Below are 21,220 nucleotides of genomic sequence, written 5' to 3' on the forward strand. Positions count from 1 at the left end.
GTCACTCGCACGTCCGGGTCGCCGGCACCCAGCGACCGTCGGCGGCCTTGCGCTGTCCGGCGAGATCGTTGTTCTCCGCCACCGCGAGGACGCGTTCGTTGATGGGCAGCTCGCCGTAGAACTCGGTGCCGGGCCAGACCTTCACGGTGAGCCGGCCGTCGTTGTCGTCGTCCTGCCGCGCGGCCGGCTGGCCGGCCGCGTTGACACCGATGGGACGCGGGTCGTTCATCACGTACTTCTGCACGGCCGCGCCGGTGACGAGGCCCCACCGCCACAGCGCCACGTCGTCGGCCACGATCTTGAAGGTGCCGCGAAGTCGTAGCCGATGAGCTCGCCGCTGCCGTTCGCACCAAGGAGGTAGTGCCGGGTCGAGACCGGCGCGTTCACGGCGATCGGCGTGCCGTTCGCCTGCGCCGGCACCGCCGGTGCCGGCAACGAAAGCAGCGCAGCGCAAACCACGGTCGTACGACGCATGTGAATCCCCCGTTGGTCCAGTGCGGGGATTCCGTACCGCGGGTCACCGGGTGGCAAGGCGCTCGAGCCGGGTTCGAGCTGACGGACGTAGCGTCTCCACCACCCGGCGGAGGAGTGCGCCCGTGAACCGCTGCGTGATCTTCGATCTGGACGGCACGCTCGTCGACACCCCGCGCGGGATCGTCACGACGTTCGCCGCGGTGTTCAGCCGGCTCGGCCTGCCCACAGTGGACTCCGCCTCGATCCGCGGCACGATCGGGCTGCCGCTGCCGGCCGCGTTCGCGAAGCTGCTCGGTGTCGCCGAGGACGAGCCCCGCGTCGCCGAGTGCGTCGCGCACTACCGGTCGATGTCCCGCAGGATCATGCTGCCGATGGCACCGAACCTGGTGTTCCGCGGTGTGTTCGACGGGCTGGCGTCGTTGCGGGAGAACGGTTTCCTGCTCGCCGTCGCGACGAACAAGTTCAGCGCGAACGCCGAGGAGCTGCTCGTCGCGGCCGGCCTCCGCGACGAGTTCTCCGCTGTCGTCGGTGCGGACCAGGTGCCGATGCCCAAGCCGGACCCCGCGTCGGGGTTGCTGGTGCTGAACAGGCTCGGCGTGGCACCCGAGCGAGCGGTTGTCGTCGGCGACACGACGTGCGACGTGCTGATGGCGCGCGCGGCCGGGATGTCGTCGATCGGCGTGACCTACGGCGTGCACGGCGTCGACCAGTTGCTCAGCGCCGGCCCCACCTGGCTCGTCGACTCGTTCGCCGAGGTCGTCACCGCTGTGCGCGAGTGCCTCTGACTCAGCGCACGACGTCGTAGACCAGCTTCTGGATGCCGTTCGGGTACGACTCGCTCTCGGCGAGCTTCAGCATCTGCTTGTCCTTGTCGGTCTGGCTGAACAGCCGCTTGCCCGCGCCGAGCAGCACCGGGAACACCAGCAGGTGGTAGCGGTCGATCAGCCCGGCGTCGGACAGGTTGCGGTTGAGCGTCGCGCTGCCGTGGATGGTGATCGGGCCGCCCTCGGTCTCCTTCAGCGCCGCGACGTCGTCGAGGGAGCGCAGGATCGTGATGTCGCCCCAGTTGTCGACGAGCTGGTCCTCCTTGAGCGTGCTGGAGACGACGTACTTCGGAATCACGTTGTAGCGCGGGAAGTAGTCGAGGGTCGGCCACACCGGGGAGAACGCCTCGTAGCTGACCCTGCCCATCATCATCGCCGCGGACTCTTCCTGCTCGCGGCCCTTGATCTCGTAGGCGGCCTCGTCGAACTCGATGTCCTTGAAGGTCCAGCCGGAGCTGCGGTGACCGGGCTCGCCGCCGGGGGCTTCGACGACGCCGTCGAGCGAGACGAACGCGGTGGCGATCAGGGTGCGCATCGGAGTTCTCCTTGGTGTTCGAAACGTGCTGTCATCAGTCTGTCGAACGGGAGATGCCGGGATCGACACCTCGCGCCAGGAAAGTTTCCGCCATGCGTCACGGCCGCGGGTGTGTGGCCGGGCACAGCCTTAACCCTTCAGCCAGTCCCAGCCGAACCGCCGGGCCACGATCAGCAGCCCGGACACGACCATCACCACGTACGCCGCGATGCGCACCGCGTCCGGCATCTCCACGTAGTTCAGCACGAACCAGCTCTTCGACCCACCGGTCAGGTTGTTGATCAACCCGCCTCCACCCTGCACCAGCAGGACCAGCGCGATCAGCTCCACGTCCACCCCCAGATCAATACGAACGTATCGGTTTGCTCCACCGTAGCCCGCTCTCGTGGTCAAATCAATGCGAACGTCTCGGAAAGGGGATGCGAGTGACACCGGTGCGTGGCCTGGGAGCCGCCCACGACGAACGGCGCGGCGCGATCCTGGAGGCGGTGTTCGCGATCGTCGACACCGAGGGCACCCACCAGGTCAGCATCCGCCGCGTCGCCGAGCGGGCCGGTGTCTCCGTCGGCCGCGTCCAGCACTACTTCCCCAGTAAGGACGACCTGCTGACAGCCGCCTTCACCGCGATCAACGACCGCGGCACCGCCCGTGTCCAGGCCCGGCTGGACGGCGCCTCGAACCCGGTCGAGGTGCTGCTGACCGAGCTGATCCCCGCCACGCCGGAAGATCACCGGCTGTTCCGCGTGGCGCAGGCGTTCGAGACGCACGCGCTCACCGACCCCGAGCTGTCCGAGCGGCTGCGGCAGAGCTACTCCGAGCTCCTCGCCCTGCTCACCGCACTCGGCTCCGACCGCGCCGCCGAGCACCTGGCGCTGGCTCTCGGCCTCGCGGGCCTGACCCTGACGGGCAATCTCACGGCCGCGGAAGCCCGCGCCGCAGTCCGGTCAGGAATCAAGAAGCGCGGGTGATCCTCCCGCTCCTAACGTTGTCCTCAACAACAACTAGGGAGGACAACGAAAATGAGCGGCAACAAGAGGATCCGGCGGTTCCACCGCGTGGTCAGCATGTTCTTCATGGCCACCGTCGTCTTCACGGCCGTCGCCCTGACCGTGGACAACTCCGCGGTGTGGGTGTCCTACGTGCCGCTGCTGCCGTTGTTCATCCTCATGGGCACCGGCGTCTACATGTGGTTCCTGCCGTCGATCGCCAGGCGCCGCGCCCGCCGTGCCGCCTAGTGGCCTGACCGGCACTAGCCGTTCAGCCGGTTCTCCAGGTGCGTGAGGGTGGCGTGCAGCGCCACCCCGTACACCGCGATCCGGCACGCCATCCGCCGGAACGTCGCGTCCGACGGCGCCATCGCCAGCTGAGCCCTCTGAGCGCCTCGATGTTGTGCCCCATCAACCGCTGGTGCTCGGCGGCGCCGTCCCACGCGGGCACGTCACGCTCGATGAAGTCCTCGAGCTCGTCGGCCATCTCCCGCTGCGCAACTGCGATGTTGAACCAGGTGGTGGCGTGCGCGGCGATGACGTCCGGCCGTCCCGTCAGCTCGTCCAGCACGTCCCTGAGCGGCCCGATCCGCTCCATCGCGGCCTTGGTCGTCTCCTCCGCGGGCGCGACCAGCGAGGGCACGGCGGCCTCGCGGACGGGATCCGGTTGCGGCGCCTGCTCCCCCGCGAGGTCGTACAACCCGGCCACGATGAGACGCAGGTTCTCCTCGACGTACTCGACCAGCTCGTCCTGCCGGACGTGCTTCTCCAGCACCAGGCCGATGATCCACCGGCACCACCGCGGTGCCGTGCGGATCAGGGTCGCGCACAGCGGCAGGTGCGTCGACGTGTGGGACGCGAGCCAGGACGCGACCGCCGACGCCACGCAGTACACGTGCAGCGCCACCAAGTTCAACCAGCAGTTCGCCGTCGAGCCGACCGGCACGGGCTCGTTCAAGCTGAGGGCGCGCCACAGCGGCCAGTGCCTGGAGATCGCGGGCCGCGGGCTCGCCAACAAGGCGAAGCTGCACCAGAACTGGTGCGTCGCCCACCGCGCCCAGGAGTGGGTCGTCGGCTGACGGCCTAGGCTGACCGGCACAACGCGAACAGGAGGGCTGAGGTGGCGGAGACGACGGTGGCCGGGGTGATGGCCGAGCTGGCCGCGCTGGAGGACCCGAAGGCACGCGCGGTCAACGAGAAGCACGGCGACGACCACGGCGTGAACCTCGGCAAGCTCCGCGCGCTCGCCAAGCGCCTCAAGACCCAGCAGGACCTCTCGCTGGAGCTGTGGGCGACCGGTGACACCGCGGCCCGTCTCCTCGCCCTCCTGATCTGCCGCCCCAAGGCGTTCTCCCGCGACCAGCTCGACACGATGCTGCGCGAGGCCCGCCGTCCCAAGGTTCACGACTGGCTCGTGAACTACGTGGTGAAGAAGAGCGCCCACGCCGAGGACCTGCGCGTCTCCTGGTTCTCCGACCCGGACCCGGTGGTCGCGAGCGCGGGCTGGGCGTTGACGACCGAGCGTGTGGCACGCAAACCGGAAGGCCTCGATCTCGAAGGGCTGCTCGACACGATCGAGGCGGAGATGAAGGGCGCGCCGGAACGCCTGCAGTGGGCGATGAACCACTGTCTGGCCCAGATCGGCATCGAACACCCAGCGCACCGGGCCCGCGCGATCGGCATCGGTGAGCGCCTCGAGGTCCTCAAGGACTACCCGACGCCGCCGAACTGCACATCGCCGTTCGCCCCGATCTGGATCAACGAGATGGTCCGTCGCCGGCAGGACGCGTAGCGAACGTCGAGTGCCCCGGCACCGGCGGCAGTTCGAGCAGCTGGCCGGCGACGTCGAGGAACTCACCACCGCACTGCCAGAGCGTGACGTCCGGGTCGACGACGAACGGGTCCGACGGGTCCACATCGTCCTCGCGGACGCGATAGGCCAGCGCCTCGATCTCGGAGTAGGCGAGCACCGTCTCGTTGGTCCCGCGCCACACACGCCGGAACATCACGGCGTTGACGCACGTCAGCCGGTCCTGCACGACGGTCCGCTGAAATCCGCGCCGCAGCAACAGCCTCATGCATTCCTGGACACTGCTCACGTTGTGCGCCAAGTCTCCTGCCCCTGCCGGTGTGAACTGCCAATTTTGGACGCACGCACAGGTACACCCGACCGGGCATCACTCGAACAGGTCAAACGTTTGGGTCAGCTGCACAACGCCGCGTGCCTCCGTTCGTGCAACACGCCCACGAAAGAAGACCGATTCGGGCGATGGCACGGGCCATCCGCATGCGCAAGCCTCTGCCGGTGGTCGACATCCCGGCACCTGACCCCCTCGCACCGCTGTACGAGCGCGCAGCGATGCAGATCCCCCGCATAGCCGAGCAGGTCCTGGAGGCGTTCTTCGCCAGATCCGCGGCCTACCGGCAACTCCCGCACCAGCTCGTCGACCGCGAGATCACCGAGGCGGTGACCCGAAACCTGCAGGTCTTCCTGCGCTCCTTGCGTGAGCAGCGGCCACCCGCGCCGGAAGAGCTGGCGGCCCAGATCGCCACCGCAGTCCGCAGAGCTCAGCAGGGCATTCCCCTCGACGTCGTGCTGAGCACCTACCACGTCGCCGCCCACGTCGGCTGGACCGCGATGGCCGGCGTCGCCGAGAAGGACGACATCGATGACCTGCTCGCGACCGTGCCCGCACTGCTGCAGTACCTGAGCTTCGCCGTGCCCGCCGTCGCCGCCTCGTACCTCACCGAACAGCAGGCCCTGCACGCCGAACGCCGCGAGGCGGGCCGCGCCCTGGTGGCCGCGCTGCTGACCGGTCGCGAGGCGGAACCGCTGGCCGAACGCATCGGCCTCGACCTGGCCAGCCACCACGTCGTCCTGGCCGTGCGGGTCGAACCGCCACCACTGAACGAGGGCGCCGACGGCCACGACGCACGGCTCGCCGCGCACGTGCTCGTCCGTCGCCTCCGCGCCGAACTGCCGAAGCACGCGCTCTCCGCACTCGACCACGACGGCGGCACCGTGCTGCTGCCCACCTCGGCGGAGACCGTGGACGCTGAACTGGCCGACGCCGCCGACCTGGTCCGCAGGCTGCACACCGCGGCGGGCCTCGGCCTGGTGGGCGGAATCGCCGCGGCCGAGAGCCGCGACGACATCCCCACCGCGGCCCGCCAGGCCGCCGACATCGCCGAGCTGGCCCAGCGACTGGGCCGCCCGTCCGGCGCGTACGTGCTCGACGACGTGCTGCTCGAGTACCAGCTCTGCCGTCCGGGCCCCGGCCGCAAACGCCTCGCCCGCGTGATGGACCGGCTGGCCGAGCATCCCGACCTGCTGCACACGCTGCGGGAGTTCATCAACAGCGACCACAACCGCCACCGCACGGCGGAAAAGCTGCACCTGCACCGCAACACGCTGAACTACCGCCTGCGCCGCGTCACCGAGCTGACCGGCTACAACCCGGCCGATCCCGGGGACATCCGGCTGCTCGCGGCGTCACTGATCGTCCACGACCTGCGGCCCTGACTCACTTCCGGTAGAAGTGCACGTTGCGCCACTGGTGTTCGGCACCGGCCGTCTTCAGCGTGCCGTACACCCCGTACTTGAAGTAGTGGTCGCCCTTGGGCCCGTTCGCGGTGTGGACGTGCTTTCCGTTGATGTAGATCGAATAGCTGCCGCCGGTGGCCGTGGCGTTGTGCGTGACGTTGATCCGCACCCACTTGCCGTAGATGTTGCTGACCAGGTCCTTGCCACCGCCCCTCAGCGTGCCGCCGTTGCGCGCGTAAGACCTGATCATCAACGTGGTGGCACCCTCGCCGTCGTTGCCGAAGATCTGCATGGCGCTCTCGTCGTCGGTGCCCGAGGTGACCTTGAGCTCGCCCTCGAACTGCCGCTGCCCGGTCCGGTAGTTGTCCTGGATCCTGGCCTCGACGCGGTTCGACCCGTTGTTGAAGAGCTTGAAGGTCTGCACCCCGCCCGCCCGGCGGTACGACCCTCCCGGTCCGGACGCGCTGGTGGTGCTGCTGGGGTAGCTCGTGATCTCGCCGCGGCTCTGGATCTGCAGGTTCCACGCGGGCTTGTACTCCTGCCACCCGCTGCCCACCGGCCCGGCCGAGGCCGCCGGCTGGATGACGGCGAAGGTGAGAAGTGTGGTGACGGCGGCTGCTGCGACTCGTCGTGCCATTTGCGCTCCTTGTGCACTGCGGGGATACACAGGCGGCGGCGAGGGAGATTCTGACGCGTGAGTCAACAATTGCCAAACCCGAGGGACGCTCACGGAAAAGCCGGAAGGCCACCCGACCGGTGATCGGGTGGCCTCGCGGGAGTGGATCAGATCAGTCGCCGTGCGGGTTCTGGATGGAGACGTGGACGTGGTCGTAGTGACCGCTGGTCACACCGGAGCCACCGTTGTAGGTGCGCCAGCCCTCGGACGCACGGGCGACGCTCCAGATCTTGCCCTGCCAGATCACGTACCGGACGTCGAGCTTGCTCGCGTACTTCTTCAGCCAGTTGGCGAGCTTCCAGCCCTGCTCCTTCTGCGCGGCGTTCGGGTGCTGCCCGATCGCGTTCGAGATCGTGCAGTCGAGAGCGTTGCCGGTGTTGTGGTTGCTGTCCGACGGCTCGTTGCTGCGGTAGTCGCCCACCCAGCAGTGCGTCTCGCCGGTCAGGCGGCGGATCTCGTCGTCCACGTGCTGCGTGCGCTTCGTGGCCTGAGGCGCGCGGGCCGTCGCGGACGGGTGCGGGTTGTCGTTCGGCGCACCGTAGGTGCCGCCGGTGCCGCCACCACCGCCGCCGCTGCCGCTGTCGTTGAGCTTGTGCGAGGCGTTCTCGTTCTTGAGGTCCGAGTTCAGGTTCGCCTTGGTGTTCGCGGCGATCGTCTGCTTGGAGCCCCCGTAACCGCTGTTGAAGTACACCGTGACGGGACTTCCGGTGCGGTTCCAGACCGAGGCGGCCTCGTTCTTCACACAAAGGCCCTTGCCGTTTCCGGCGCCCTTGAAGTCGTAGCAGCCGGGCTGCTCGTCACCGTAGTCGGAAACCGACGTGGTGAAGTCGGAAACCGACCCACCCTGATCACTGTTGTAGAACAGGCAGAATTCGCCCGACTCGCATTCACCGTTGCGGGCAGTGGCCGCGTTGGCCGTCGCCGCACCGAAGGACACGCTGATCAGCGCGCCCATCATCGCCACGAGAGTGAACTTCTTGAGCACTTTTGGTCCTTCTCTTCTTCGCAGGATCCGGCCCCCGCTGAAATTGCCGGAGCCCACTTTCACAGGGAAGCTTCTGTTTTCCGCTGGAAGCAGCATCTCGACGGCCGCTGACATCTCGCTGACACCAGAAGTCACCGGTCAGTCAGCGCCAGGCGACGGGTACGCCGAAGGCCTGAGCCGAAGAAGTGGATCACAGAGAAGGACACCGGAGAGGAAGGATGTCAACGTGCGAGGGGGCTCAGCCCGCTCCTCGCCACTTTCAACGTATAGCGCAGAGGGGGCCTTGCGGCAAGACCCCTGTCGTGCCGCACACTCTGCGGCCAAAGCCACAACCAGCGACATTGTTCGCGATCGGGGGAAGTGAACGGATGAGCAGCCATGTGCTCGATCTCCAGGAGATCGACCAGTCGCAGCTCGCAGTCGTGGGCGGCAAGGGCGCGCACCTGGGAGAGCTTTCGCGGATGGGCGAAATCCGTGTGCCGCCGGGCTTTTGCGTGACGACGGACGCCTTCCGGCGAATCGTGGGAGAGGCGCCGTCGATCGGCGCACAGCTGGATCAGCTGGCGCACCTGGGCCCGGACGACCGGGAGGCGATCCGCACGCGCAGCGCCGAGATCCGGCAGGCCGTCGAAGAGATCGTCATCCCCGACGACCTGGCCGCGGAGATCACCGGCGCACTCGCCCTGCTCGGCGAGCGCACCGCCTGTGCCGTCCGGTCGAGTGCGACGGCGGAGGACCTGCCGGGGGCATCGTTCGCGGGTCAGCAGGACACGTACCTGAACGTCGTGGGCCCGGCGGAGGTGCTGCGGCACGTCAGCCGGTGCTGGGCCTCACTGTTCACCGAGCGGGCCGTGACCTACCGCCTGCGCAACGGTTACGGTCAGCGCGAGGTGAGCATGGCCGTGGTCGTGCAGCAGATGGTGTTCCCGCACGCGGCCGGCGTGCTGTTCACCGCAGACCCCGTCACGTCGAACCGGAAGGTCACCTGTGTGGAGGCCGTCTTCGGTCTCGGCGAGGCACTGGTCTCCGGGCAGGTGAACCCGGACATCTACCGGGTTCGCGACGGCGAGATCACGAGCAAAGCGATCGCCACCGAGCAATCGGCGCTGACGGACGACCAGGTCGTGCGACTGGAGAAGCTGGGCCGGCGGATCGAGGCGCGTTTCGGCCGCCCTCAGGACATCGAGTGGTGCCTGGCCGGCGACGACTTCCACATCGTCCAGAGCCGCCCGATCACGACGTTGTTCCCCATCCCGGAGGCCGACGACGAGACCGATCGGGTCTACGTTTCCGTCGGCCACCAGCAGATGATGACCGACGCGATGAAGCCGCTCGGCCTTTCCGTGTGGCAGCTGACGACTCCCCGTCCCATGGCCGAGGCCGGCGGCCGCCTGTTCGTCGACGTCACGCAGATGCTCGCCGCACCGGCGAGCCGCGCCGGTCTTCTCGAGATCGCGGGAAAGTCCGATCCGCTGATGGGTGACGCCCTGCAGACCGTCCTCGATCGCGACGGCTTCGTCCCGTCGCTCCCGGAAGGCGTTCCCAGCCAGGAGATCCCCGGCGTCGTGCCGGCCACGATCGAAACCGATCCGGCCGTCGTCACCGAACTGATCGCGCACAGCGAGGAGTCCGTCGCCGCAGCCCGGCGCGACATCCGGGCCAAGTCCGGAACGCAGCTGCTCGACTTCATCCTGGCGGACTTCCAGGAGCTGCGGCGGATCCTGTTCGATCCGCGCAGCCACCAGGTGATCACGGCGGGGATGCAGGCCACGTGGTGGCTCAACGAAAAGCTGCACGACTGGCTGGGCGAGAAGAACGCGGCCGACACGCTCTCCCAGTCCGCGCCGCACAACGTCACGTCGGAGATGGGCTTGGCGCTGCTCGACGTCGCGGACGCGATCCGCCCGCACCCGGAAGTCGTCGCCTTCCTGCACGACACCAAAGATGAGTCCTTTTTGGACGACCTGGTCGAGGTTCCCGGCGGCCGGGAAGCACGTGACGCGATCCAGGTCTACCTCGACAGGTACGGCATGCGCTGCGTGGGCGAGATCGACATCACGAGGCCGCGCTGGAGCGAACACCCCGCCACGCTCCTGCCCCTGATCCTCACCAACGTCAGGAACTTCGAGCAGGGTGAGGGCGAACGCCGCTTCGAGCAGGGGCGGCAGGAGGCGTGGAAGAAGGAGCAGGAACTGCTGGAGCGCCTGCGTTCCCTGCCGGACGGCGAGCAGAAGGCGGGCGAGACCAAGCGGATGATCGACCGCCTCCGCACGTTCGTCGGCTACCGCGAGTACCCGAAGTACGGCATGGTCAGCCGCTACTTCGTCTACAAGCACGCCCTGCTCGAAGAGGCCGAGCGTCTGGTGCGCGCGGGTGTGCTCGGCGAGAAGGAGGACATCTTCTTCCTGAGGTTCCAGGAACTTCAGGAAGTCGTGCAGGCCAACAAGGTTGACGACGAGCTGATCCGTCAGCGCAAGGAGGCCTTCAGGTCGTACGAGACGCTGACGCCACCCCGAGTGCTCACGTCGGACGGCGAGGCCATCGCCGGCACGTACCGGCGCGACTCGCCGGCCGGTGCACTGGTCGGCCTCCCGGTGTCCGCCGGGATCGTCGAGGGGCGGGCCCGCGTCGTCCTGGACCTGGCGCAGGCCGATCTCGAACCGGGCGACATCCTGGTCACGGCGTACACGGACCCCAGCTGGTCACCCCTGTTCGTCGCGATCACGGGCCTGGTGACGGAGGTCGGTGGTCAGATGACCCACGGTGCGGTGGTGGCGAGGGAGTACGGCCTGCCGGCTGTTGTGGGCGTGGCGAACGCCACGCGCCTGATTCAGGACGGGCAACGGATCCGCGTGAACGGAACCGACGGACACATCGAGATCCTGCCCGGCTGAGTCCGATCGCGACCGCCACGAGTGCGACACCGGCCACCACGTCCAGAACGTAGTGGTGGCCGGTGACCAGCACGACGAACGACGTGAGAACGGGGTACAGCCAGGCCAGCCATCGAGCGCGATGGCGCAGTGCCGACCACACGGCACAGGCACACCACGTCGTCCACGCGACGTGCATGCTCGGCATGGCGGCCAACAGGTTCACGCCCGGACGCGGAACACGTGACGCGGCACCGCCGAGGATGTCGTACGTGGCCATGTAGTCCACGATGCCGGGCAGGGTGAACCGCGGTGGTGCCTGCGGATAGAGCCACACCAGCAGCACGTCCAGAAGCATCATCACGATCAGCACGTTCCGCAGGCCGTCGTACCGATCTCGCCGAGCGAGGTGGAGCCAGATCAGGACGGCCGGCACCGCGAGGACGCTGAGGCGGTAGAAGCAGCCGGTCAGCCAGATCGCCGGCGGGTGCGCGACGATCGCCTGGTTGAGCGGGCGTTCGATCGCGAGGTGCAGCACCTGCTCCAGGCGCTGCACCCGCAGCGAGTTGATCGTCGCGGCCGGCTCACCCCTGTCGACCGCCGCCCTGGCGAGCCCGAACGCGAGATAGCCCGCGACGAGCAGCAGAACTTCGGCGTACCACTTGGCACGCAAGGCCTTCCACACGGCTCAGAGCGCTCCGCCTGGCCTGTGTCCCGCGGTCAGGGCCTCGACCTGCTCCGCGGTGAACGGAGGGTCGAGCAGGTCGCCGCGCAGGGCGTGGCAACGGAACATGTCCGCGATGTAGTGCATGCGGTCCGGCAGGTCTGCCCAGTCGCGCGCGGCCGTGCCGAGCACGCTGTCCGCCGTCGGGTCGACGATCTCGAGCAGCGCCAGCAGTTCCGGGTCGGACAGCTCCGCGAGCAGCGGCGGGAACGTCGCGGGCAGGTCCTCGCCCAGATCGAGCAGCTCACCGCCCGGCAGCGCCAGGGTCATCAGGTGCTCGGTGACCGCCCGGCGCACCAGCACGCGCACCCGGTCGGCCAGCTGCTCGCTGGCGATGCGCACAGCGCTCCTCCTGCCGAGCACGGTCAGCAGCGTCCTGCGCAGCCATTTGACCACCCGGTTGCCCGGCAGGAGCAGGTCGAGCAGACGGCGTTCGAGCTCGCGGGGGTCGACCACCGGTGCCTCCAGCGCGGCGGCGATCTCCGGTTGCAACCGCGTCTGCTCGTGCAGGCCGACCTCGATGTTCGCGAGGAGCAGCAGTTCGGCCCGCTGCTTCGGGTCGCCGGTGGTCATCGCGCGGTGGTAGCGGGTGAAGGCCTGCCGCAGACAGCGCTGTCCCTCCGGCGGCTCACCGGCCCGCAGCGAGTCGCAGAACTCCGCGATCGTCCGTTCTTCGGCGCCTGGACCGGTGAACTCGGTGAGGAAACGGGCGAACTCACGCGCGATCTCCTCGAAGACCTTGAGGTTGCCCCGCGCCGACGCGGCACTCACATCGTCGAGCCGCGCGACCGTCACCACGGCCCGGCGCACCATCTCGTGCGGAACGGTCCGCCGCAGGGCTCGCGCCACCAGGTCGACCCCGGCGGCCACCTCGGGCGAGGACTTCAGCAGCCGCTCCACCGTGCGCGCCAGGTCCTCCTGCCGGATGGTCCGCCCCACCTGCTTGGACGCCCACACCGCAAAGGTGCACCAGTTCGCGGCCCCACCGGTGACAGCGGCCATCGCCCGCGACAACCGGTGGTAGCAGTGGGTGATCTGCAGGTTGCGGACGACGGGATCGGCGTGCGCCGCGATCCGGTCGACATCGGCCACCACCGGCGGCATGTCGTCGCTTCGCTCGTGCACGTGCGTACCGGCCTGACTCATTGACGCCGACCTTTCTCCCCAGGGGTGACATCAACTGAGTCGTCCCGAGAGCGGGGAACGTGACGCTCACACCCACAAAGTCGTAATGACTTCAGTTTTGTACTCGTTACGAACATGAAGGCGTTACGGCTATCGTCGATCACGACGCCCGGCAGGCGCGAGCGCAAGAAGGCAGCCACACGTGCGGCGTTGTCCGAGGCCGCGCTGAAGCTCTTCCTGGAGCGGGGCTACGACAAGGTGACGGTGGCGGAGATCGCCGAGGCCGCGGATACCGCGGTGGCGACGCTGTTCGCGCACTTCCCGGCGGGCAAGGAAGCGCTCATCCTCGACGACAGCGGCGAGCGCGAGGCCGCCCTGACCGCCGCGGTCCGCGAGCGCCCGGAAGGCAGCTCCGTCCTGGACGCGCTGCAAGAGCCGCACTGGACCCCGGCGTCCGCGGCGGGCAGCTCTGGGGTCCGCGGCAGTTCGGCCTGCGAGGCGAGCCTCACCTCGAAAAGCCGCAGGCGCACATGACCGATCCGGCGAGCGCCGCGGCGCTGTGGTCGAAGAGCCGCGAGCTGACCGGTGTCGACCCGGGCTGACGGCCGCACGGTGTCCCGTGCGGCCGTCCCGGGCCTAGCCCAGCAGTTCGGTCGGGTCGAGGGCGACGTCGAAGCCCAGCGCGACACCTCCACCCAGCGCGGCACCTCCCTTGCCCTTCACGTGCCACTTGCCGTCCTGGCCCTTCTCCACGCCGAACCCGCCACCGAAGCCGATGCCGGTCCACACCTCGGGCTGGACGGAAACCTCCGCCGGACCCACCTTCTTGCTGAGCTTGGGCAGTTCCACCGCGGCCCCGACCCGCGTCTCGGCGTCGATCGAGCCGCCGTTCGGACCGATCCCCCCGCTCACCTCCGCGCTGACACCGATCGGCACGTTGGCGCTCCCCGAGAGCTCGGCGGGCCCGAGCCGGGCGGTCGTCTCTGGCCCCGACGTCCGCAGCCCGGCGAAGCCCTTCGCGCCGAACTGGAGGCCCTTGGCAGCGTCCACGCCCCCAGTGGCCTCGAAGTCCGCGCCGACAGTGGCGCGCATGAAGGGTTGCCGTTCCCTGCCGTGGCGCTTCGCGTTCAGCGGTGACTCGATGAAGGTCACGTCCTTCCAGTTGGCGTGCCCCTTCCACCCACCGAAACTGCCCTTGTCCGGCGGAATGCGCACGAGGTCGCTGTTGGGCTCCTTCACCACCGCGCCAGGGCTGCGGTCCTTCAGCCAGCGGAGGGGAACGTCGCACGCGTTGCCGCACAACCAGTCGAAGCCGATCTCGGGAGTCGACTGGCTGGACCGGCCGTACGACGCCGGCGTGATCCGCAGGTTCGCAGCAGCTCCGGCAGCGAGGCCCCGCCGTTCACCACCAGGCTTCACCAGGGGGTTGGGCTTCACGAGGGGGTTGGGTGCGGCGGTGAAGCCAGGCCGCACGACGCCGCGCTGCCTTTGCGCGTTCCCGGCCTGCTGCTGCTCCAACCTCCGCACCTCGGCCTGCGCCGCCGCGGCCAGCTGCCCACGTCGCACGAGCGCGGCACCACCAGTCGCCGCCGCCCCCGGCGCCACCGCCAACCGGTTCGCCTTCTCCCGCGCGGCGTCGAGCTGGCGCTGCAGTCCTGTCCCCGGCGCACCACCACGCTGGGACTCGGCGTACGCAGCACGGCCCGGTGCGGTGCGGGCAAGGGCTTCAGCGGCCTGCCGTTGCGCACGCATCTGACGTTCGGTCAGAGCCTGACGCTCCGCACCCGCCTCAGCCAGCCGCAACGACTGCGACATCGGCCTGGGCGCGGGCTTCTGGTCACCGCGCCGCTGGGGTTCGACCCGCTGTTGAGCCGCACGCTTCGCTGCGCTTCCCGGCGCGCCACCACGCTGAGACTCCGCATACGCGGCGCGGCCCGGTGCAGTGCGCGCAAGATCCTGCGCGGCCCGCTGCTGAGCCTCACGCCTGGCCGCACTTCCCGGCGCCCCACCACGCTGCGACTCGGCGTAAGCGGCACGTCCGGGTGCGGTGCGCGCGAGGTCGTTCGCGGTCGGCGTACGTGGCTGGTTCGGCTTGGCCGGCCGGACCCCGGCCGGGATCCGGTCGGCGATGATTCGCTTGCCGGTTTGGGGGACGAGTTTGGGAGGCTTGGGTTTGACCGTGGGCTTTTGGCCGCTGGGGCGTTGGGACTCCGCGTAGGCCTGTCGGCCGGGCGCCGTGCGGGCCAGATCGTCGGGCATCGGCGGACGTGCCCGGTTCTGCTTGGGCGGCAACGATTTCGGCTTGTTGGGCGCGGTGAGCCTCGGCGAGGGCCCGGACTTGGGTCCGGCTTTGCCGGGCGTCCCCAGCTGAGGCGGCTTCGGGACGACCCTGGGCTTCGGGGCCTGCTTCAGCGGTGGCTTCGGCGTGGCGTTGGGTTTGGGGGCCGACTTCAGCGGCGGCTTCGACGGGGCGGTGCGTTTGGGGGTCGACTTCAGCGGCGGTTTCGCCACCGGCTTGGGCTTGGCCGTGTTGGGCTTCGGCACGACCCTGGGCTTCGGTGCCGGCTTCGGCTTCTGTGCCTGGGGCTTGGGTTTCACCGTGGGCTTGGAGCTGGCCGGAGCCTTGGGCCTGGGCTTCGCCACGGGCCTGGAGTTGGCCGGAGCCTTGGGTTTCGCCGCAGGCTTGGGCCTGGTCGCAGGCTTGGAGTTGGCCGGAGCCTTGGGCTTCGCCGCAGGCTTGGGCCTGGTCGCAGGCTTGGAGTTGGCCGGAGCCTTGGGCTTCGCCGCAGGCTTGGGCTTGGCCGCAGGCTTCGACTTCGCCGCGGGCTTGGGCTTGGCTGCGGGCTTCGACTTCGCCGCAGGCTTCGACTTCGGTTTCGGCTTGGGCGCGGGCTTCGGCTTGGCCTTCGGCGCGGCTTGGCGCGCCGCGGAAGGCTTCGACTTCGACGCGGCCTCCGCCTCCTGGGCACCGAGGGCACCCACCGCCAGCGTCAGCAGACCACCCGAAGCGGCGTACAGGGCTGCCCTGCGCATGCTCTTAGAATTCACGCTCGATCTCCCTCCGGCGCACCCTGCGCTGCTGCAGCTCGATTCCGAGAGAACGCCCCATCAGCCCGCCGAACAGGCCGGCCGCGAGGCCTCCCGCCAGTGCGGCCGGCAGCAGGTCGACGAACACCGCCGGGATCGCTCCCGTCACCAGGGCGACGGAGATGCCGGCGATGTTGCCCGCCTTCGCGCTGCTCATCGGCTCACGTCGCGGCGGCTCGTAGTCGTAGTCGTCGTAGTCCACATCCACGTCGACGACCTCGTCGGACTCGTCGGACTCGTCATCGTCGGCCTCGTCGTCATCGAACGAGGAGTCCACTTCGGACTGCCAGACCTCCTCCGGCAGAACGACGTAGTACGAGTCGTAGGACGGCTCGGTGTCGTCGGTGAACTCGTCCTCCGCCGTGGAGGATCCGTACTCGTCGAACGACAGTCGCTTCGTCGGCATGCCGCTCACCCGCTGTGCGCCGACGACGACACGGAGATGGTCACCTTCTTGCCGGACTTCTGCTTGCTGGTGTGCACCTTCAGCCGCTTCTCCATGTCCGGTGAGGTCTTCACCGTCAGCACGGGCTCGACCGGCTTGGGCTTCTTGGTCTTCTTCTCCTCGTTCTTCTGCTTCTGGATCTTCTTGATCTCGCCCTTCTTCTTGTCGTAGTCCTTCTTCGCCTCAGCCAGCGCCTTCTCGGACTGCTTGACCTTCTTCTTCGCCTCCGTCGCCTCGGACTTCGCCTTCTTCAGCGCTTCGTCGGTCGGTGAGGGCTTCTTGACGGGCTTCGCGGCCGGCACGTGCAGGGCGACCTCCGCCTTGCCCGCACCGCTCGCCTGCACGCTGGCGTGGGCGATGGCCGGCGCGGGCGGCTCCGCGTCCTCGACAGCGGCCACGACCTGTCGCTTCACGACCGGCACCACGGGCTTCGCGACGGGCTTCACCACGGGCTTCGCGACGGGCTGCGCAACCGGCTGTGCAACGGGCGGAGCGGCAGGCTGCGCAGCCACCGGTGCTGGCAGCTCCGGCGCGGGCGGCGCGGCCTCCGTCTGCAGAACCGGCAGCGGCTTCGGTGCCGGGGGCGGCGGCGGGGTGGGCTCCCCCGGCTTCGAGGGAGTGGCCGGCGCCGACTGCGCCGCCGGCCGCTGGTCCGGCTTCTTGTCCTCCGCCGCGAGCACGTTGACCGTCGACGCACCGATCGCGGCCGTCATCAGCCCCGCGACGCCGTACAGCGCCGCCCGCTTCAGGTTGCCGCCGTTTCCTGACTCTTCCATGACTCCTCGCTTCGCTAGACGCCTGGCGAGGACAGTCACACCGGCCGGTGCAGAACCAGTGCTCCGCCGGGCAACGGAAATGAACCGCGATTGGACACCCCCTTCCTACCGTCGGGTCCAAGAGGTGACGGAGGTGACGGAAATGCTGTTCCGCGTACTGGGGCCGCTCGAAGTCGTCCACGTGGACGGCAGCAGGGCCGACATCCCGGCCGGGGCGCCGGAACACGTCCTGACCGCGTTGTTGTTGCGCCCCAACACTTGGACGACCGTCGAGAGTCTCGCCGAGGCCGTGTGGCCCGACCGGATCTCGGCGTCTCCCGCCGGCGAGTTGTGGCCGCACGTGCACGAGCTGTGCAGGCGCACACCGCTGTTCGGCGAGACGTCGGCGCGGATCGAGAGCCTGCGCGGCAGGTACCGGCTCAACGTCGGCGAGGGCGAGCTGGACAGCGTGGTGTTCGAGCAGCTGGTCCACGACGGGCGCGCCGTGCTGCCCACCGATCCGGAGACGGCGGCCCGCTGCTTCCGCGCCGCGGCCGACCTGTGGCGGGGCAGGCCGTTCGCGTCGCTGAACACCTACCACAGCCGTGCGGAAGCGGACCGCCTGACGCGACTGCGGTGGGCAGCGCTGGACCACCTCGTGGACGCCATGATGGCGATGGACCACACCGCCGGCTCGGTGTCGTTGCTGCAGGCGCTCACCGCGGAGGATCCGAAACGGGAACGCACCTGGCTGCGCCTGGTCGAGGTGCTGACCCACGCCGGCCGGCCGCTCGAGGCCGCGGCGGCGTCCCGCAAGGCCGCCCGCGCAGCGGGGATGACGCGATGACCGGCGGAGACGACTTCGAGGTCATCGGCACGGGTCCCGTGGCCACCGTCTACGGCGGAATGTACCTGGCGCTGAAGGCGTATCCGCCGCTGGAAGAGCAGGTGCTCGACGCGTTCGAGCGCGAGCAGGCAGCGCTGGCCCCGTTGCTCGACGAGGCACCGATCCTGCCGGTCGACGAGGTGGTGCGGTTGGGAGACGGCAATCCGGCGTTGCAGATGGAGCTGTGCCCGGTGTCGCTCGCGGGACTCGTTGCGGCGAGCGGGAAACTGCTCGTGCCGGACGCGCTGGCGATCGGCCACGCGGTCGCCACGGCCGTCGCCGCTGCACACCGCGCCGGTGTCGTCCACGGTGGCCTGACACCGCACAACGTGCTGTTCCACCCGTCCGGCGCACCGGTGGTGGCGGACTTCGGCACGGCGTTGCGCCGCGCGTTCCCGCCGGCCGGAACCGAGTACACCGCACCGGAAACCCGGCGCGACGGCACGATGGACGAAGCCGCCGACCTGTACGGGATCGGTGGTGTGCTGCACCTGGCCCTGACGGGTTTCCCGCCGGGCGGGGACGCGCAGTGGCAGGACTGCCCGGCGGACCTGGTGAAACTGGTGCGGCGGCTGCTCGCCGAGGAGCCCGCGGACCGCCCGTCGACGGCCGACGTCGTGGTCAGGCAACTGACCGCAATGCAGGAGCCGCAGCCTGAGTCCGAACCAGAACCAGAACCAGAGCCCGAACCTGAAGTTGTAGAGCCCGCGAAGCGCACCCGGTTCCGCGCCCGGACGGTGATCGGGGTCGTCGCCACCGCCACCGCACTCGTCACCGTGCCGGTCTTCGTCCACCACCAGCAGGCCAACCCGCCGTCAGCGGCGCCCACGACCACAACGACAACGAGCTCGTCCGCACCCGCCGCGCTCACGCTGACCGACCCTGTCGACGGCGGGACGCACGTCGACCTGGCCTGGCAGGCCCCGGACGGCTTCACGTTCGCCGTCGTCGTGGCGGCCGAGAACAAGCAGCCGCAGGTGCTCATGGCCCGCAGCCGGTCGATGCGCGTCCCGGTGGAGGGTGTGGGCAGGTACTGCTTCCTCGTCCAGGCCACCGACGGCGCGCGGGTGCTGGAGAGCCCGCCCAAGCCGATCCGCGGAGCGACCTGCAAGGCCTGACGGTGTCATCAAATCCTCATAGTCGTCCTGTGACAGTACGAACCGTGCTGGCAGGAACGACTGGGGGTACGGAGATGCTGTTCCGCGTACTGGGGCCACTGGAGACGGGCGTGCGGGTCGCGCGCAAACCCGCCGCGCTGCTCGCCACGCTGCTGCTGAACGCGGGCGAGTGGGTGGACTGCAACCGGCTGACCGACGTGATCTGGCCGGATCAGGTCCCTCCGCGATCGGCGCTGTCGAACATCAAGAGCTACGTCTGGCAGCTCCGCCGTGACCTGCCGGACAGCGGGCCGCGAATCGAGGCACGGGCGGGCGCGTACCGGTTGTGCGTGGCACCTGGCGAGGTGGATGCCGAGTGTTTCCGGCGGCACACCGCTGCCGGCCGGTCCGCCATGGCACGAGGTGACGCTGCGGAAGCGGTGCGCCACCTGGAAACCGCGGCACGGCTGTGGCGTGGCAGGCCGTTCGCCGAGCTGCCGGACGACGTCGTGGCACCGGTGGTCGCGGAGCTCGAGGAGCTGCGCTGGGAGGTCCGCGAGACGCTGGCCGACGCGTTGACCGCCGTGCGGCGCCACCGCGAGGCGATCGCGCTGCTGCGCGAGCTGACCGCCGCGGACCCGCTGCGCGAAGGACCGTGGGTACGGCTGGTGCTGACCCTCGTCCGGGCGGGCCGCCGCAGCGAGGCGCTGGCGACGTACGAGGACGCGCGGCGCGTGCTCGCCGACGAGCTGGGGGTCGACCCCGGTCCGGCACTCGCCGAGGCTCACCGGCAGGCACTGGTGGAACCGGGAACCCGCCGCGTCCGCTGCGACCTGCCCAGGGCGGTGCCGGACTTCACCGGCCGCTCCCGCGAGGTGGCGAGGCTGACCGAGCTGGGCCGGTCCGCCACGACCACCGTGCCGGTGGTCGTGATCGACGGGACACCGGGCGTCGGCAAGACCGCGCTCGCGGTGCACGTCGCCCATCGGATCGCCGGGGAGTTCCCGGACGGCCAGCTGTTCGTCGACCTCCGCTCCCCCGACGGTGAGCCGCTCGACGCCGGCCTGCTGCTGGCACGGCTGCTGCGGGCCGCTGGAGTGCGCGACATTCCGGACGACGTCGTCGAACGAGCGGCGGCCTGGCGTGCCGAGCTGGCCGGCCGGCGCGTGCTGCTGGTCCTGGACGACGCGGCGAGCAGCGACCAGGTCCGCCCGCTGCTGCCCGGCAGTGCCGGCTGCATGGTCCTGATCACCACGCGCACCCCCGTGCTGCACCTGGACGCGATCACGCCGCTGACGCTGGCGCCACTGGCCGCGGCGCAGACCGCAGCCCTGTTCCGCTCCGGCGCCGAGGCGTCCACCGACGACGTCGTGCAGGAGGTGGTCCGCCGCACCGGAGGTGTGCCCACCGCGGTCCGCGCGGCCGCCGCGCTCTTCCGGACGCGTCCACAATGGACTCACCGGCAGTTCGCCGCCTGCCTGATGCGCGATCACTCCCACCACGGGACACCGGCGTTGCGCGAGCTCACGGCCGTCTGAGCTCAGCCGCAGCGGTAACCGACGCCACGCACGGTCTGCACGAGAGGAGGAGTGCCGAGTTTCTGCCGCAGCGCCGCGATCACGACGTCGAGCACGTTCGACGCAGGCCTCACCTCGGCGTCCCACGCCGCCGCGATCAGGTCGTCGCGGCGCACAGGTTGCCCGCCGGCGGCCACGAGGCGGGCCAGCACCGCGAACTCCTTGACGGTCAGGTTCAGCGCCCGGCCCGCACGGACGGCGGTGCGCCGGCCGAGGTCCAGTTCCAGGTCGCGGTGGCGCAGCACCGGCGGTGGCGCGACACCGGCCAGGCGGCACAGGCTGCGCACCCGTGCGATCAGCTCCGGCATGGCGAACGGTTTGACCAGGTAGTCGTCGCCGTAGGGCAGACCCTCGACCGAGTTGTCGATGCCGGTCAGGAACAGCACGGGCACCCCGCAGCCGTCCTGGCGGCGTTGCTTCACGTAGTGCAGCGCGTCCCCGGAGGGAAGGATGCGGTCGAAGATGACGCAGTCGTACGTGTTCACGAACAGCGCTTCGTCGGCCTCCGGCAGGTCGGTGGCGACGTCGACGGCGAAACCCGCGCCACGCAGCGAGGTTTCCACGGCAAAACGTGTGTCCTCGTCATCTTCGGTCACCAGCACGCGCACAGTGATCGACGCTAGCGGA

22 protein-coding genes and 2 pseudogenes are annotated in these 21,220 nt (G+C 69.5%); 11 read left to right on the forward strand and 13 right to left on the reverse strand.

Features of this window, described 5'->3' with window-relative positions; all coding sequences use genetic code 11:
• Position 1: 1 nt before the first annotated feature.
• Positions 2–295, reverse strand: a complete 294-nt coding sequence (locus tag C8D87_RS25355) for a hypothetical protein (RefSeq protein ID WP_112228625.1) — start codon at positions 293–295, stop codon at positions 2–4.
• Between the two features lie 301 nt (positions 296–596).
• On the opposite strand from C8D87_RS25355, the gene C8D87_RS25360 reads away from it, so the two are divergent.
• Positions 597–1,259 carry an HAD family hydrolase gene (locus C8D87_RS25360; protein WP_112228626.1) on the forward strand — a complete coding sequence of 221 codons (663 nt, stop codon included), beginning with the start codon at positions 597–599 and terminating at the stop codon, positions 1,257–1,259.
• 1 nt (position 1,260) lies between these two features.
• On the opposite strand, the gene C8D87_RS25365 is transcribed toward C8D87_RS25360, so the two are convergent.
• The gene (locus C8D87_RS25365; RefSeq protein WP_109639922.1) at positions 1,261–1,833 is read right to left on the reverse strand and encodes a dihydrofolate reductase family protein; all 573 of its coding nucleotides are present in this window, start codon (positions 1,831–1,833) and stop codon (positions 1,261–1,263) included.
• Positions 1,834–1,962: 129 nt separating this feature from the next.
• Complete coding sequence (locus tag C8D87_RS25370; protein WP_233442276.1) at positions 1,963–2,169, reverse strand: hypothetical protein; 207 nt, start codon at positions 2,167–2,169, stop codon at positions 1,963–1,965.
• Positions 2,170–2,258: 89 nt separating this feature from the next.
• Between C8D87_RS25370 and C8D87_RS25375 the strand changes: the two genes are divergently transcribed.
• Positions 2,259–2,801 carry a TetR/AcrR family transcriptional regulator gene (locus C8D87_RS25375; RefSeq protein ID WP_233442277.1) on the forward strand — a complete coding sequence of 181 codons (543 nt, stop codon included), beginning with the start codon at positions 2,259–2,261 and terminating at the stop codon, positions 2,799–2,801.
• Between the two features lie 51 nt (positions 2,802–2,852).
• Positions 2,853–3,068 (forward strand): hypothetical protein, encoded by a 216-nt coding sequence (locus C8D87_RS25380; RefSeq protein ID WP_112228628.1) that lies wholly within the window; start codon positions 2,853–2,855, stop codon positions 3,066–3,068.
• 22 nt (positions 3,069–3,090) lie between these two features.
• On the opposite strand, the gene C8D87_RS25385 is transcribed toward C8D87_RS25380, so the two are convergent.
• Positions 3,091–3,594: a hypothetical protein gene (locus C8D87_RS25385; protein WP_112228629.1), complete on the reverse strand. Its 504-nt coding sequence runs from the start codon at positions 3,592–3,594 to the stop codon at positions 3,091–3,093.
• A gap of 7 nt (positions 3,595–3,601) precedes the next feature.
• Between C8D87_RS25385 and C8D87_RS25390 the strand changes: the two genes are divergently transcribed.
• Positions 3,602–3,898, forward strand: coding sequence for an RICIN domain-containing protein (locus C8D87_RS25390; RefSeq protein ID WP_170166574.1), 297 nt, complete (start codon positions 3,602–3,604; stop codon positions 3,896–3,898).
• Between the two features lie 41 nt (positions 3,899–3,939).
• On the forward strand, positions 3,940–4,611 hold the full coding sequence (locus C8D87_RS25395; protein ID WP_233440052.1) for a DNA alkylation repair protein: 672 nt from the start codon (positions 3,940–3,942) through the stop codon (positions 4,609–4,611).
• Here C8D87_RS25395 and C8D87_RS25400 read toward each other — a convergent pair.
• On the reverse strand, positions 4,577–4,897 hold the full coding sequence (locus tag C8D87_RS25400; protein WP_109639917.1) for a hypothetical protein: 321 nt from the start codon (positions 4,895–4,897) through the stop codon (positions 4,577–4,579). The genes C8D87_RS25395 and C8D87_RS25400 overlap by 35 nt on opposite strands.
• A gap of 191 nt (positions 4,898–5,088) precedes the next feature.
• Here C8D87_RS25400 and C8D87_RS25405 point away from each other — a divergent pair, with 191 nt between their 5' ends.
• Positions 5,089–6,342, forward strand: coding sequence for a PucR family transcriptional regulator (locus C8D87_RS25405; protein WP_112228631.1), 1,254 nt, complete (start codon positions 5,089–5,091; stop codon positions 6,340–6,342).
• A gap of 1 nt (position 6,343) precedes the next feature.
• Here C8D87_RS25405 and C8D87_RS25410 read toward each other — a convergent pair whose 3' ends face one another.
• Both C8D87_RS25410 and C8D87_RS47085 read right to left on the reverse strand, forming a co-directional pair.
• Complete coding sequence (locus tag C8D87_RS25410; RefSeq protein ID WP_109639915.1) at positions 6,344–7,000, reverse strand: polysaccharide lyase family 7 protein; 657 nt, start codon at positions 6,998–7,000, stop codon at positions 6,344–6,346.
• 151 nt (positions 7,001–7,151) lie between these two features.
• Entirely contained in the window at positions 7,152–8,024 is an 873-nt protein-coding gene (locus tag C8D87_RS47085) for a peptidase inhibitor family I36 protein (protein ID WP_233440051.1), read from the reverse strand.
• 368 nt (positions 8,025–8,392) lie between these two features.
• Between C8D87_RS47085 and rph the strand changes: the two genes are divergently transcribed.
• On the forward strand, positions 8,393–10,918 hold the full coding sequence (gene rph / locus C8D87_RS25420; RefSeq protein WP_112228632.1) for a rifamycin-inactivating phosphotransferase: 2,526 nt from the start codon (positions 8,393–8,395) through the stop codon (positions 10,916–10,918).
• A gap of 61 nt (positions 10,919–10,979) precedes the next feature.
• Here the strand turns inward: rph and C8D87_RS25425 are convergent.
• Positions 10,980–11,582, reverse strand: a pseudogene (locus C8D87_RS25425) (phosphatase PAP2 family protein); the annotation flags it as partial.
• 3 nt (positions 11,583–11,585) lie between these two features.
• Positions 11,586–12,767, reverse strand: a complete 1,182-nt coding sequence (locus C8D87_RS25430; RefSeq protein WP_112228633.1) for a hypothetical protein — start codon at positions 12,765–12,767, stop codon at positions 11,586–11,588.
• Between the two features lie 138 nt (positions 12,768–12,905).
• On the opposite strand from C8D87_RS25430, the pseudogene C8D87_RS25435 reads away from it, so the two are divergent.
• Positions 12,906–13,181, forward strand: a pseudogene (locus tag C8D87_RS25435) (TetR/AcrR family transcriptional regulator); the annotation flags it as partial.
• 201 nt (positions 13,182–13,382) lie between these two features.
• On the opposite strand, the gene C8D87_RS25440 reads toward C8D87_RS25435, so the two are convergent.
• The 3 genes from C8D87_RS25440 to C8D87_RS25450 are packed head-to-tail and all read right to left on the reverse strand — an operon-like array spanning position 13,383 to position 17,054.
• Positions 13,383–15,794 (reverse strand): hypothetical protein, encoded by a 2,412-nt coding sequence (locus C8D87_RS25440; protein ID WP_146771864.1) that lies wholly within the window; start codon positions 15,792–15,794, stop codon positions 13,383–13,385.
• Entirely contained in the window at positions 15,784–16,239 is a 456-nt protein-coding gene (locus C8D87_RS25445; RefSeq protein ID WP_146231759.1) for a hypothetical protein, read from the reverse strand. The genes C8D87_RS25440 and C8D87_RS25445 overlap by 11 nt, the downstream gene beginning before the upstream one ends.
• 5 nt (positions 16,240–16,244) lie before the next feature.
• The gene (locus C8D87_RS25450; protein WP_112228635.1) at positions 16,245–17,054 is read right to left on the reverse strand and encodes a hypothetical protein; all 810 of its coding nucleotides are present in this window, start codon (positions 17,052–17,054) and stop codon (positions 16,245–16,247) included.
• Between the two features lie 142 nt (positions 17,055–17,196).
• On the opposite strand from C8D87_RS25450, the gene C8D87_RS25455 reads away from it, so the two are divergent.
• The 3 genes from C8D87_RS25455 to C8D87_RS25465 are packed head-to-tail and all read left to right on the forward strand — an operon-like array spanning position 17,197 to position 20,554.
• Complete coding sequence (locus tag C8D87_RS25455) at positions 17,197–17,880, forward strand: AfsR/SARP family transcriptional regulator (RefSeq protein WP_233440071.1); 684 nt, start codon at positions 17,197–17,199, stop codon at positions 17,878–17,880.
• Positions 17,877–19,037: a protein kinase domain-containing protein gene (locus C8D87_RS25460; RefSeq protein WP_112228636.1), complete on the forward strand. Its 1,161-nt coding sequence runs from the start codon at positions 17,877–17,879 to the stop codon at positions 19,035–19,037. Before C8D87_RS25455 ends, C8D87_RS25460 begins: the two co-directional genes overlap by 4 nt.
• A 29-nt stretch (positions 19,038–19,066) precedes the next feature.
• The gene (locus tag C8D87_RS25465; protein ID WP_146771865.1) at positions 19,067–20,554 is read left to right on the forward strand and encodes an AfsR/SARP family transcriptional regulator; all 1,488 of its coding nucleotides are present in this window, start codon (positions 19,067–19,069) and stop codon (positions 20,552–20,554) included.
• Between the two features lie 2 nt (positions 20,555–20,556).
• Here C8D87_RS25465 and C8D87_RS25470 read toward each other — a convergent pair whose 3' ends face one another.
• Positions 20,557–21,201: a winged helix-turn-helix domain-containing protein gene (locus tag C8D87_RS25470; protein ID WP_112228638.1), complete on the reverse strand. Its 645-nt coding sequence runs from the start codon at positions 21,199–21,201 to the stop codon at positions 20,557–20,559.
• Between the last annotated feature and the right edge of the window lie 19 nt (positions 21,202–21,220).

Origin of the sequence: Lentzea atacamensis (assembly GCF_003269295.1) — a bacterium.
In the GTDB taxonomy this organism is placed as follows: domain Bacteria; phylum Actinomycetota; class Actinomycetes; order Mycobacteriales; family Pseudonocardiaceae; genus Lentzea; species Lentzea atacamensis.